The sequence below is a fragment of the Streptomyces sp. NPDC001890 genome (assembly GCF_042891445.1).
Lineage (GTDB): Bacteria > Actinomycetota > Actinomycetes > Streptomycetales > Streptomycetaceae > Streptomyces.
This window is the reverse complement of the sequence record NZ_JBIATE010000012.1, coordinates 110,155-122,935: the sequence shown is the minus strand read 5'-3', so window position 1 is coordinate 122,935 and position 12,781 is coordinate 110,155. Positions and strand designations below refer to the sequence as shown.

At 67.9% G+C, this 12,781-nt stretch carries 8 protein-coding genes; all 8 read right to left on the bottom strand.

The features are described 5' to 3' along the window. Window positions 1-18: 18 nt before the first annotated feature. Genes ACFYY1_RS26205 through ACFYY1_RS26170 form a run of 8 tightly spaced genes read right to left on the bottom strand, consistent with a single transcriptional unit; the run spans window position 19 to window position 12,754 of the window. Window positions 19-552 (bottom strand): phage baseplate assembly protein V, encoded by a 534-nt coding sequence (locus tag ACFYY1_RS26205; protein WP_388589881.1) that lies wholly within the window; start codon window positions 550-552, stop codon window positions 19-21. Between the two features lie 51 nt (window positions 553-603). Continuing rightward, on the bottom strand, window positions 604-1,743 hold the full coding sequence (locus ACFYY1_RS26200; RefSeq protein ID WP_388589878.1) for a hypothetical protein: 1,140 nt from the start codon (window positions 1,741-1,743) through the stop codon (window positions 604-606). Continuing rightward, window positions 1,736-2,104: a hypothetical protein gene (locus tag ACFYY1_RS26195; protein ID WP_356087805.1), complete on the bottom strand. Its 369-nt coding sequence runs from the start codon at window positions 2,102-2,104 to the stop codon at window positions 1,736-1,738. The genes ACFYY1_RS26200 and ACFYY1_RS26195 overlap by 8 nt, the downstream gene beginning before the upstream one ends. 51 nt (window positions 2,105-2,155) lie before the next feature. Further along, window positions 2,156-2,827, bottom strand: coding sequence for a hypothetical protein (locus tag ACFYY1_RS26190; RefSeq protein WP_388589875.1), 672 nt, complete (start codon window positions 2,825-2,827; stop codon window positions 2,156-2,158). After that, window positions 2,824-3,531, bottom strand: coding sequence for a hypothetical protein (locus ACFYY1_RS26185; protein ID WP_388589872.1), 708 nt, complete (start codon window positions 3,529-3,531; stop codon window positions 2,824-2,826). The genes ACFYY1_RS26190 and ACFYY1_RS26185 overlap by 4 nt, the downstream gene beginning before the upstream one ends. Window positions 3,532-3,561: 30 nt before the next feature. Then, on the bottom strand, window positions 3,562-10,389 hold the full coding sequence (locus ACFYY1_RS26180) for a DUF4157 domain-containing protein (RefSeq protein ID WP_388589869.1): 6,828 nt from the start codon (window positions 10,387-10,389) through the stop codon (window positions 3,562-3,564). Further along, window positions 10,386-10,679: a hypothetical protein gene (locus ACFYY1_RS26175; protein ID WP_388589866.1), complete on the bottom strand. Its 294-nt coding sequence runs from the start codon at window positions 10,677-10,679 to the stop codon at window positions 10,386-10,388. Before ACFYY1_RS26175 ends, ACFYY1_RS26180 begins: the two co-directional genes overlap by 4 nt. Further along, window positions 10,670-12,754: an ATP-binding protein gene (locus tag ACFYY1_RS26170; protein WP_388589864.1), complete on the bottom strand. Its 2,085-nt coding sequence runs from the start codon at window positions 12,752-12,754 to the stop codon at window positions 10,670-10,672. The genes ACFYY1_RS26175 and ACFYY1_RS26170 overlap by 10 nt, the downstream gene beginning before the upstream one ends. Window positions 12,755-12,781 lie beyond the last annotated feature (27 nt).

The following is a 12,781-nucleotide window of genomic DNA, read 5'->3' as shown; positions in this document are numbered from 1 at the left end:
ATTCTTCCCCCGTCCTGTCTACTGCTTGGCTTCCACGGTCAGGCCCTTGCTGATGGTCACTCGCCTGCCCTCAAGGACGATCTCCGCGCCCTCGCCGGTCGCGATGGTGATCTTTTCCTTGGTGATGTGGATGTACGAGCCGCCTTCGGCCTGCAGCTTGATCCCCCGCTCGGCGCCCGGCGCGTCCGACATCACGATCTTGTGCGCCCCGGGTGTCTGCACCACGACCGGCTTGAACTCGGACGGTCGCTCCACCAACTTCTTTGCGTCCGGCGGCAGTTCCTTCTCGTCGCCGTACCAGCAGCCGGTCCAGATCGGAAAGCTCGGGTCACCCTGCTCGAACTCCACCCACACGCCCGTGCCCCTCGACGGCACCACGAACTGGCCGGCCTCGGGCCCGGTGAACGGCAGGCAGGGCAGCGCCCAGGTGGACGCCTCCTGGCCGAGGACGTCCGGGACCTCGACGGTGACCCTGCCCAGGTGCAGCGGGTCGTTGTTGTCCATGACCCGGCCGCGGAACTTGCCGAGGTAGCGATTGTTGGGTGCCGCCATGCTGAACTGCTCCTGGTGTGTGCGGTGTTGCGCGCTGTCGGGGGGCTGCCTTCAGGGCCGGACGACGGTGCTCTGTGCCTCGAAGCCCTCCCTGGAGAGCGTGAAGTTCTGCTGGAACGAGCCGGGCCGCAGATTGTGCGTGACGGACTTGACGTAGTAGTCGCCGTCGTACGCCCGCCCCGAGCCGCGCACCCCGACCAGCTGGCGGGGCTGCAGCAGATACCCGTGCCGGTTGACGTCGAGGGACCCCGAGCCGCTGATGACGTCGGCCGATGTGGCGGCCTGGGCGAGGAGTTGTGCCTCGGCCTGGGCACGCGACTGCTTGGCGGTGCCGGAGAGTGTCGTGCGCTTGAGCGCGGGCGTGGGCCGCTTGCCGAGCGGCGGCCGCAGCGGCGTGATCGGCGGCTGCGGCAGCAGGTCGGAGTGCCGGGTTGCGGGGTCCTGCACGCGGGCCTGCGGCTCCTGCCGCGCGGTGCCGTCGTAGGCGAACGTCAGCTGGTCCACGGTGGAGTTGTGGTCCATGTTGACGTTGAGGGCGTGCTGCCGGATGCCGAGCCGCACCTCGGGACCCCAACGGGCCGAAGACTGGCCGGGGTTGGGCCCCGGCTCCAAGTAGAAGGTGTAGCCGTTGGCGCGAGCGAGCTCATTGACGTAACTCAGATCGGTACCGGTCTGGTAGTGCACCCGCAGGTTCTGGTCCGGCGGCTGGTGGATCTGCTCCCGGTACACATCCGGCCGGATGCCGTACTCGGAGTAGCGGCGCAGGATGGCGAGGACGCGCTCGGAAGGCGGGAGGTTGGGGTATTTGTCGGTGCGCTCCTCCAGGTCCATGAGGAGGGTGAGGTCCTCGCCGGTGACGGTGAGGGTGGAGTGCCCCGGCTGGTTGCTGGCGCCGACCTCCTGGCGCACGATCAGCCCGTCGAGCAGCACCTCCGGGGTGCCCTTGACGGCGACCGTGACGATGATGCGGGTCTTCGGGTCGAAGAACCCTTCCGGCAGGAGGGTGCGGCTGATCAGGCCGTTCTTCGTCAGGTCGAAGGCGAGCTGGAAGCCGCTCCGCTCCCCCGCCGTCGCGGTGATCTGCGCGGACAGCAGCGCCTCCACGACCTGCTGTGGCACGGGCCTGGTGAGCTGCGTCCCCATGTGCAGGGTGATGTGGACGGGGCCCTTCCCCACGGGCTGCTCAGACACGGCGGCTCCCCTGCGGGAAGCCGCCGGCGAGCGGGATGTCGATGGTGCTGCCGGCCTCGTCGGTCAGCTCCCCGGGATCCAGTACGGGGTTGGCATCGGCGATCTGCCACCACTGGCCCGGATCCCCGAAGTAGCGCTGCCCGAGCAGATCGGGGCGCTCGCCGGCGCCGACGGTGTGCGGCTGAGTATCGCCCTCGTCCGGCAGCGGGGGCAGTAACCGCCGCTTGGTGTAACGGACTTCGGTGCCATCCGCCTGCCGGTGGATCCCGATCTCGGCGTCGTGATAGCGGCTCGACCTCGGGTACGGGTGCGCGCCCGGTATCGCGTCCATCGCGTTCTCGTACGGCTCGATGTCAGCCATGTCTCCGGCTCAGCCCCTCCCGCTCGCTGTGTACGTACGTCCCCGTGGTCATCAGCCCAGCACCCCGTTGAGCCCCAGCGCCCCGAGGCTGCCGCGGCGCGCGGCGCTCGCGAGCCGCTCCTTCTGCGCGAGATGCGCCATGTAGAGGTCGGCGCCCAGGTGCCCGGCCGGCAGATCGCTGACGCTGAGCACCTTCAGGCCGATGCTCAGCGAGGCCCGGATGGGGTTCAGGTTCACGTCGAACGCCGACTCGTTGATGGAGAGTTCGGTGAGCCGCACGGGCATGACGCGCTTGCTCCCCCACGTGAAGAGGGTGAGCGGCATCTCGATGGGGCTGATCTCGATGGTCCCGTTCTTGGCCAGCCGACTCGCCTCGCGGAGCTGCGCGGTGGTGGGCTGCACCAGCATTTCGAGGGTGGCGAGTTGGGGGTGGATACCGTCGGGCGCGGCGACCTCCAGCTGATCGGTCGCGTCGATCTCGGCGGTGAACTTCCACGTCTCCTGGGCGGGCCCTTTCAGTCGGAGGGCCTCGTTCCGGTCTCCGTTTCCACTGCCTCCACCACCGGAGTCACCGCCGGACCCTGCGGTCTGGGGCGAGAGGCTGCGCTCCAGGGTGTCGGGGTTGAACTGGAGCACGATGATGCGCTGGGGGGTGCCGCGCTCGGGGTCGATGAGGACTATGCCGGAGCGGATGGGTTTGGGGATGCCGGCGTAGCGGGTCACAGGCGGGCCTCCAGACGGGGCAGAAGCGACGAGTAGTCATGCGCCGGAAAAAGCTCAGGAAAAACCTGAAGCATGTTCTCAAGATATCTTGCGATTTCCGAGAACTCTCCCCCTCCGAGTGATTGCTCCGCAAAAAGGTACTGCCACCCGAATGTACCTTTCGTCAGAATTAGGGCATCGAGATACTGACAATAGTTGATGTCGAGCCTGATAAATCCCGGAGGGTATGGAGGATTCCCGATATTGGCGATGTCGCTGTACCAGATTTCCAACTCAGGAACGTCTTCCTGCAGGCGCAAATATGTTTGCACACCCGCCCCCGAGCGGGGCGTGCGGTCAATTGGACAGAGTTGCCCCAGGAACTCTCGATGGAAATCCGTCGTACCCCATCTCGGCCCAGGGTCACTCGATCTGAGCGCGTCATGGAAGTTTATTAGACTGAATTCACCTTTGATGCCCGGAAGGTCCGGACGCTCGTCGAGCGTATACCAAAAGGCGCCCAGCTCATTGAACCTGAGAGAGCATTCGATCATACGATCGCCGAATTCCACACCTTCCCATTCATCTCTGTAGTCTCCGGCAAAAATCGCGGAGAGCGGTCGAGCGATTTCCCCTTCACTCCAGCGCGCCGCCAATGCAGGACAGTTCTTGATCTCGGCCAGAGATTCCGCATGGCGCGTCTCATTCGATGTTAGCGAATACATATCATCCCCCCCTACTCCTGAGTTAATCGCTCAAAATGTGAAGCGTCCGGCATCGTACCGCTTCTTTACCTCTTCGAGCTCGGTGGCGAGACCATGAATCGCATGCCCGCGGGAACTCTTCCAATTTGCCAATTGCCCTGCCATGTCGTCGAACCCGGAGAACGCATCCTTCCCCACCAGGCGCGCCGCTTCCCTGATATCCAGTACCGCCTCATGGAATTTTGGAGTGCTTTCCAGAGCCTTTTCGACTTCACTGTCACGACTCTTGTTTATATTGACCTTGGCCGACTTGGTACCGCCGACCGGCGGTGGGTCGATGTAGAGGGTTCGATTCTGAGAGGCGCTGAGCTTTGTCCAGTCGGAGTGATTTTCGCCAGTCCTCTCCGGTTTCCTTCCATAAAGCCCCCAGGATGCAGTAAATGTTTTCGGAAATCCAGGAGGGTAGTGATTGGTCGGGTACCGCTCACGCGGGCCTCCACTTCCGGGGTAGCCTCGTTTACTCTTCCCTTCCCAGCGTGTCAGATTTACGGTGTACCACCCGATGATGGGCATCTTGTTCTCTGGTTCCGGTGGACCTTTCGCTTCCTCGGCGGAACCGAACACCAGGGCTGGATACTTCTCGAAGGCGTCATAGAACGGTCCATTTATGCTATTGAGAGCAGGCACGAAGTTACCCGTGTTTGCGGGGCCACCGAGCTGCCTGGGGATCAGGTGCATTCGATCCCACTGCGGCTTACCCTTGGCGTTGAGCCCAGCCTTCTCAACATACTCCCAACCTTCGGTGTACTGCCCTCCCGGCCTTTCGCCATTGTCGTGGGCAAACTTCGGGTTGATATATTTTGCGTTGATCTCCGCCACGGGTGGGACGTCCATACGCGGGTTGGGCATCAACACAGGGCGGGGAAGTTGGTGCTTCTCCAGGTAGTCGCGCGTTCCCTCTGTAACCCCAGTGATCACATCCTTCTCCGGGTTGAGTACAGCACGCGTGGTGAACTCCGGCCTATTTACCGTGTACAGGCTCGTGAGTCGGTAACGCCATTTCAACTCGGCAAGGAGTTGACGATGCGCCGATTGTGCAAGGCCGGGTTTAAGTTTCCTCTTCAGGATCGGCCGGATACGCGCGACAATTTTGTCCAGCCGATCATCCTTGTCGTCCTTCTCTTCTTCTTTGCGCTTGTCCCGCTTGTCTTCCTTGCCGTTGGGGTCCTTGTCCCTGGATCCGTCCGGGTCCTTCTTCCCCGGGCCGTCCTTCTTGCCGTCGGGCGTCTTGTCCTGGTCCTTGCCCTTGTCGTCCTTGCCCTTGTCGTCCTTGCCTGGGTCCTTCTTCGTGCCGTCCGGCCCGTCCTTCTTGCCCGGGTCCTGCTGCGACTTGGCCGGTGGAGTCGGCTTCGTGTCCTGCTTGTCCTTGTCCGGCTGCTGGTCCTTGTCCTTCGGGTTGCCGTTCTTGTCCTTGGACGTCGGGGGCGTCGGCTTCGTGGACTTGTCGCTCGGGGTGTTGTTCTTCTTGTCGTCGGGCTTGCCGTTGTCCTTACCGGGCTTGCTGGTGTCCGTACCGGGCTTACCGGTGTCCTTGCCCGGCGTGGTGTCCTTGCCCGGCTTGGTGGTGGTGGGCTTGGGCTTTGTCGGGCGGGGGGACGGGGCGTCGGTGTTCCTGTCGTTCGGCTTTGCAGGCTTCGTCGTGGGCGGCTTGCTGTCCTTGCCCTTGCCCGGTGCGCCGTTGTCCTTGCCCGGTGCCTTCTTGTCCCCCGGGCTCGTGGAGCCGCCCGTGTCCTTGGGCTTCGGGCCCTTGCCCGCGGGAGGCGTCGTCGACGTCTGGGGCTTCGGCGAAGTCGATGAGGGGGCGCTCTTGTCGCCGCCCTTGTCGTCGCCGCCCCCGCCGTCCTTCCCCTTGTCCCCGCCCGGACCGCCCTTGTCCTTGCCGATCTTCGCCGCCACGCCGCTCAGCCGCTTGCCGACCTTCTTGACGTACTTGCCGATTCCGCTGAGCAGCAACTCGTACGCCATTTCCAGGAGCACCACCACGCCCGCCGCTATCGCCTTCGCGAAGAGGACGCCCGCGCCTCCCTGGCGTACCGACTTCAGCCAGGTGATGACCGCGCCCATCGCCTTCAGGATCTCGCCCAATGAACCGATGGCCGCCTGGATCGCCTCCAGGATCGCCGCGCCCCAGCCCGCGCCGGGGATCAACTTTGCCAGGACCTTGGTGATGACGATCTCGCCGATGATGAAGGGGAGTTGAGGGACGATCGCGTCCCAGACTTCCGTCGCGATCTTCTCTAGGGTCCAGCCGCCCTTCGTCAGCTTGTTCCAGACGGCTTCGGTCAGCCCCGTGATCTCCTTGACCTTGTCGTTGAACCACTGCTTGACGGCGTTCTTCACCTCGTTGAAGAGGTGGTTCTTCGCCCCGTCGTACGCGGAGTTCTTCGCGCCGCTCAGCCAGCCGCCCGGGTCGGAGAGAATGTCGACCAGGATCATCATGAACTCGCCGAACGCGGCGATGAACTTCGTCGCGAAGTCGAGGATCGACTTCAGTGCGTCCTTGCACGCCTTCAGGACGTCCAGAAGCATCTTCTTCAGCATGCTCAGGATGTCGCTGAGCAGCTTCGCCATCGACTCCAGCAGATCCTTCATGATCTGCTTCAGCGCGTTCGCCAGCCTCGTCACGAATGCCAGTGCCGCGTTGATCAGGTCCGTGATGAACTTTCGTATACGGCGAGCGATTTCGATGACCGCTTCCACCAAGGACGTGACGAACTCGATCAGGTCCTCGATGAACTTCTTGATCATCTCGACGATGCCCTCGCGGGCCGCGTTGATCCAGCCCTCGACCGTCTCCTTGAACTTCTTCAGAGCCCCGATGATCGCTTCACGGGCGTCCTTGATGATCTTGACGATCTTGTCCCGCAGCTCGATGAACTGTTCCTTGATCCAGTCGAGCGCCTTGGACAGCCAGTTCTTGGAGTCGTCGGTCTTCTCGTCCTTCTTCTTCTCCGCGTCCTCCTCGGCCTTCTCGCCCTTGTCCTTGACGTCCTTGTCGCTGGTCTCCTTCTCCTTCTCGACGTCCTTGTCGGTGTCTTCCTCTTCCTTCTTGACGTCTTCCCGGACCTTCTTCTCCCGGTCCGACTTCTTCGTGCCGAGCTTCTTCAGCTCGTCGTCCTGCTCCTGGGTCCAGTCGGCGCGCTGTTTGTCGACGTCGTCCAGGACGCCTTCGCGCTTGCCCGTCTGCTCCTTGGTGTTGGACTTGACTTCCTTGTCGACCTGCCGCTTGTGCTGCGCCTCGGACTTGCGAGTGTCCTGCTCCTTCTTCTCACGGCTCTTGCCCATGTCCTGGCGGCCGTCGGTGAGCGCCTTCTTGAACTGCGGCTTGCGCTCGTGCTCGGCGACCTCCGAAGCCGCCTCGGGCGGTACGGCGCCCGTGTTCGCGCCACCCCCGCCGACGCGCGCCTTGCCGCCCTGCTCCTTCGGCACCTTGCCCTCAAGGCGCTCCTTGGGCGCGTCCGGATAGACCTGGTCCTCGCCCATCTTCCGACCGGCGTCGTCGGCCCCGGTCTCAGCGGCCTCCTGGCTCTTGTCGTCGGTGTTGCCGCCCTGCTCGCCGGCCTTGTCGTCTGCCTGGCCCTGCATGTCCACGCCCGGCGCAGTACCGTTCTGCGCCTGCTTCATGGCCTCGTCCTTCGTCGGCATCCCGGCGAACTGCGCGGCGAGGTCCTCCGCCCTCACATCGAGGCCGATCAGGTCGCCCGCCCAGCCGAGGGCGTACCCCGCCATCATCCCGACCTGGTCAAAGAAGTCGGGCTCCTCCATCTCCTCGGCCTCGATCTTGCCCTCGGGCTTCTTCTCGCCCTTGACCTCGGCCTTCTCGCCCTTGGCGTCGTCCGCTCGCGCCGCCTTGTCCTGGTTGTACTCCGCGGCCTCCTCGGAGTTCGGCTTGCCGTGCAGGGTCTTCGGCGCACCCGTCGGGCGGTCCATCGCCGGGGGCTTGGACGCGAGCTGCTGGTGCTCCTTGCCGACGTCCTTGTCGACCGCGCCGCCGACGCTGTCCATCGCCTCGACCGCCTGATGCGGCTTGAGGTTCGACGCGGCGGACAGCCCCTCCTCCGGTGAGACCCCGGACAGGTTCGGCGCCGCCTTGGCCGCCTTCTTCCCCTTGGCAGCGCTGCCCTTGGGCCCGCCGCCGCTTCCGCCGCGCGAGGCCGAGGGGGCGGCCTTGCCGCCGGACGATCCGCCGCCGCCCCCGGACTCGGCCCTGGCCCCGGCGTTCCCGTCCGCCTTGCTCTCCGGCTGCGGAGCCTCCTCCTTCGCCTTCTCCGTACGCGGCTCCTGGGCCCGCGGGCTCGCCTTCTCCGTACGGGACGACGTACGGGATTCCGTTCGTGACGCGCTCGAACTGCCTCCGCCGGACGGGGAGTTGTCGGACTGCTGCGGCGGGGCCGAGCCGCTCGGCGACCCCGCGCCGGTGTCCGTATCCGGGTCCGTGCTCGTGCCGGTGTCCGTGGAGCTGTCCGATTCGGAGGGCGCCTTCGGCCCCTTCGACTCCTGTGGCCCCGGGGATTCCCCGGCCTTCGCCGCGCCCGACGCGCCCTCGTCCGACGTGGCCTTCTCGCCCTCCGTGCCCGGCTTGGCCGAATCCGCCGGTGACTCCTTGGCGGAGGTGTCGGAGCGGGCCTGTGCGGAACCCTTCTCCGCGCCGCCGGACGCCTTGTCCCCCGGGCCGCCCGCCGTCGGCGTGCCCTGCTCCTCCTTGGCGGCCTTCTCCTGCGTGTCGCCGCCGGACTCTTTCGAACGGTCCTTGGCCTCCTGGACGGTGGCCTCGGCGGCGACCGGTCCCGCCTTGGGGTCGTCGCCCTGCTTCGGGTCCCTGGTGGCGACGCCGGGCGCGGGCTTCGGCTCGTTCTTCTCCTCGGGGTCGAGTGCGCTCTCCGTACGACGGGACTGCTCGGCCGCCGACTCCTCCTCGCCCGCCACCGGCGGGGAATCGTCCGTGCCCGGGTCGTCCTTGGCCGCGGCCGCCTCGCGCTCGGCGTCCTCCTGGTCCTCCCGGTCGCGGGCCGCGTGCACCTTCTCGGCTCTGGTCGGGGGCGGCGCCGGGAAGGACGGCATGGACGGGGTGCCGGAGCCGCTCGACTCATCGATCTGGTCGGAGGTCGGGACGCCGGATACGTCGAGGTCCTGCTCGGGCAGGAAGTCCTCGGGCCTGAGTTTGACGTCCCAGGCGCTCTCCTCGCCGCCGCCGACCTCGACCTCGGAGTCACCGCCCCGGTCCTCGGCCTCCTCCCGCTCTTCTTCGCCCAACTCGTCCTGGGTGCGGGCACCTTCGAGCGTTCCGGAACGGGCCGGGAACTGGTCGTTCCTGCCCGCCGCCGTGGGCGTGCCCTCGTCGCGTTCGGGAGTACGATTCTTCGCCGCCTCGGCAGCGGCGGCGCTCTCCCGCTCCTTGGTGGCCTCTTTCACGGAGGCGTCGCGCGCGGCCGTGTCCTCCTGGCCGGCCTGCTCCTCGGCCTTCTTCTCGGCCTCCTTCGCCCCGGCCCGGTCGCCGTCCTGCCCACCGCCCCGCTTCCCCTTGTCCTGCCCGCCCTCCTGCTGCCCCTTCTGCCCCTTCTGCCCGTTCTTTTCGGCGCCGGACTTCTGAGCGCCGGACTTCTCGGCCTGCTTGTCGGCACTTGAGCGGGAGCCCTGCTTCGCCCCGGCCCGGGCCCCGCCCTTCCCGGCAGCCCCCGCCGTCTGCTCCGACTGCGCGGCAGGCGAACGGGGCTGCTCACCGTCGCCCTTCGGGCTCGACGCGTCCCCGCCGGTCCGCGGGTCCGACTCCTTGTCGGCCTCCGCCTTCCCGGTCTCGGCGCCCGGCGTGCCGCCCTGCGGAATGGCGCCGCCCGCGTTCTCCGGCGTACTGCCCTGTGCGGCCGGGTCATCCGAGTCCGCGGGTTCCTTCTCCGGGCCCGGCGCGGGCCCCGTCCGCTCGCTGCGGACCTGTTCCCGCTCCGCGTCCTCCTGCTCCTTGGCACGCTCGGCCCGTACGTCCTGTGCCGTGTCCTCCTCGACGGCGGGCGCGAGCAGGCCACCCACCCGCGCCGTGGCCTCGCTCTGTGCCGCGCCGTCCTCGTGGATTTCCCAGACCAGGTCCACCACGAAGTCGTGCTCGGAGGTGAGCAGCCGGTGCTCAAGGCGGTCCAGTACGCGCTCCTTCAACTCCTCCGAGAGCGGGGCCAGCACCGCGCGGACCCGCTGCGCGCTGTCCTTCGGATCGGAGCGGAGCGCTCGTGCGACCGTGCCCGTGAGGCGGTCCACCAGTGTGGCCGGGTCGAGCAGCTCCATACGATTGCGGTCGGCGTGGACGGTCGTGTAGCGCATCCAGGCCGGGATGCCGGACTCGCGGGCCACCTCGGGTGTCTGCTCGCCGCGCGCCACGGACTGCGCCGTGTCCTCGGCGGCCCGCTCCGCCGGTTGATGCGGGGCGCTGACCTCGCCAAGGTCGCGGCCGACCTTCAACGCACCACTGACGTGGGGCTGTTGGATGGTGTGCAGCAGCTCGTGCGCCAGCAGCGCCCGCCCCTGTTCCGTCCCCGGCTGGTACTTGCCCTCGCCGAAGAAGACGTCCTGGCCGACCGCCACCGCGTCCGCCCCGAGCAGCGCGGTGAGCGCCCCCGCGTCCCGGTCCGTGTGCAGCCGTACGGAGCCGAGGTCGTGGCCGAGCTGCTCCTCCAACTCCCTGCGCACGCCGATGTCGAGGGGCTGTCCGGCGCCGCTGACGATGTCCTTCGGCTCGGCCGCCCGGTTCTTGGCGGCCCGCTCCTTGCGCTTCTTGCGGCGTGCCTCCGCAGCCTGATCGGCGCGCGAGTCCTGGGTCGGGAAACCGCTCATCGGGTCACCTCCCCGCGTCCGGAAAGGCCCGCATGCACGGCGCGGGCGAGTTCCTGGCCGAGGCGGCGGGCGCTCAGCCCGGCCGGCAGCGGTGGCAGCCCGGTCAGGCCGTCCACCGCGAGGGAGCCGTCCGCGGCCAGGGGCACCCCGTGTTCCCGTACAAGGCGGGTCAGTTCATGCTCGAAGGACGCCGAGACCCGGTCGGGGTCGACGCGGAAGCCGTCGAGTACGAGTTCGCCGACGTCGATGCGTATCTCGCGCGGCTCCGGGGAACTGTGCTTCACACCCATCCGCGGACCTCCGTCGGCGTCAACGAGCGCTCCAGCTTGAGGTATTCGGTGCGGGCCGCCGCGAGCATGTGCCGCATCTGCAACCGGTCGCCCTCCTCGGCGGCGAGGAAGGCCCCGGACAGGGCGATGTTGCGGATCGAACCGCCGGCGACGGTGAGCTGGGCGAGCAGGTCCGGCTCGATGCCCTTCACCGGGGTCTGCGCGGGGAGCACCCGGCGCCAGATCTCGGCCCGCTCCTGCTCGGCCGGGAACGGGAAGTCGACGACGAAGCGGATGCGCCGCATGAAGGCCGTGTCGAGGGCCTTCTTCATGTTGGTGGTGAGGATGGCGAGGCCGCGGTAGGCCTCCATGCGCATCAGGAGATAGCTGACTTCGAGGTTGGCGTACCGGTCGTGGCTGTCCTTGACCTCGCTGCGCTTGCCGAACAGGGCGTCGGCCTCGTCGAACAGGAGGAGTGCGCCACCTCGTTCGGCGGCGTCGAAGACCTTGCGGAGGTTCTTCTCGGTCTCGCCGATGTACTTGCTGACCACCTGGGAGAGGTCGATGACGAAGAGGTCGAGGCCCAGCTCCTTGGCCATCACCTCGGCGGCCAGGGTCTTCCCGGTGCCGGAGCCGCCCGCGAAGAGGGCGGTGACACCGAGTCCCCGCCGCAACGTCCCTGCGAATCCCCATTCCTGGTGGACCTTCGCCCGCTGCCGCACATGCGCGACGATCTCGCGCAGCACACCGGTCTGCCGCTCATGCAGCACCAGGTCGTCCCAGCCCGCCTCGGGCTCGATGCGCCGCCCCAGCTCGTCCATGCCGACGCGGGCCTCGCCCAGTCCGGCCCGCCAGGCGAGCTGCGCCCCGTCGAGCGTGTCCTCGCCAGGCAGATCCCGCCGGACGGCGGCAGCCGCGGAGCGTACGACATGCGGGGGCAGCTGGAACTGCGCCACCAGGGAGCGCAGTTGCCTCTCCTCAATATTGACGACGCCGTCGAACTCCCGGGCCCACAGGCCGAGTTGTTCCTCGTCGTCCAGGCGCGGGACGCTCACCCGCTCGCCGTGCGCCCGTTCCGACGCCCGCGGGTCCTCGCTGGAGACGACGACGGGAACGGCGGCCCCGGCCAGGAACGCCTCGGTCGCCGCCCGCTGGTCCCGGTCCAGTTCGCCCACCTCGACGAGCAGCGCGGCCGGCAGCAGGATCGCCTCGCGCTGCCAGAGCCGGGCGAGGGCGTCGCGGGCGGCGGGGTCGGTCGGGATGTCCTCGGCGTTCATCGCGTAGATCCCGAGCCCGGCACGGGTGGCCGCGGCGGCGGCGATGTCGGCGCGGCTGCGCAGGTCGCCGCCGACCAGCTCGACGAGGAGCGGGGCGTCCGGGCGCCTGCCCGTCGTCCAGCCCGCGGTGACGCGGCTCGCCGCCAGGTCGTACGAGGGCGGCAGGCCGTCGGCGACCGGGGTGCGGCGCAACTGGCCGTGCAGTCGGGCGTCCAGGTAGGGCGAGCCGAGCAGGAAGTGCAGGATGCGCTCGTCGAGCCGCAGCCGGGACATGGTCAGCCGCGACTCGTCGTCGAGCTCCACCAGGCGCCAGCGGCGCAGCGGGGCGACCGGGGTGAGCGCGCTCCAGTGCGGCTCGGTGAGCGCGGCCAGGGCGAGGGAGAAGGTGGGGTGGGCCCGCTCCGGATCACCGCTGGCGGCGGCGCAGCGGGCGGCCGTGGTGGGGTCCAGTTCGTAGGCGGCGGTGAGCAGGACGAGATCGCGCTCGAAGGGCGTGAGGCCGAAGCAGGAGGTCAGGGCCGTGAGCGGGGCGGCGGTCGCGGGGGCTGTCTCGGGTACGTGGGCGGGCTTGGCCTCCGCCGCGGGTGCGGTGCGGTCGTCCGACGGGGACGCCGGGGGTGCGGTGCGGTCGGACGACCGGGACGTCTCCGGTGCGGGGGATGCAGTGGCAGCGTCCGTATTAGTGGTGTCCGCAGTGGTGGCGGCGCCGCCCGCGCGCGCCGCATGCGCGTCCACGAGGGCGAGGACCCGTCGGATCTCCGCCGTCAACGACAGGGCTCCGCCCCGCCCGTCCGCTGCGCCCGGCCCGTTCGCCGCCATGTCGTCACCTGCCCCCGTCGTCCGCAC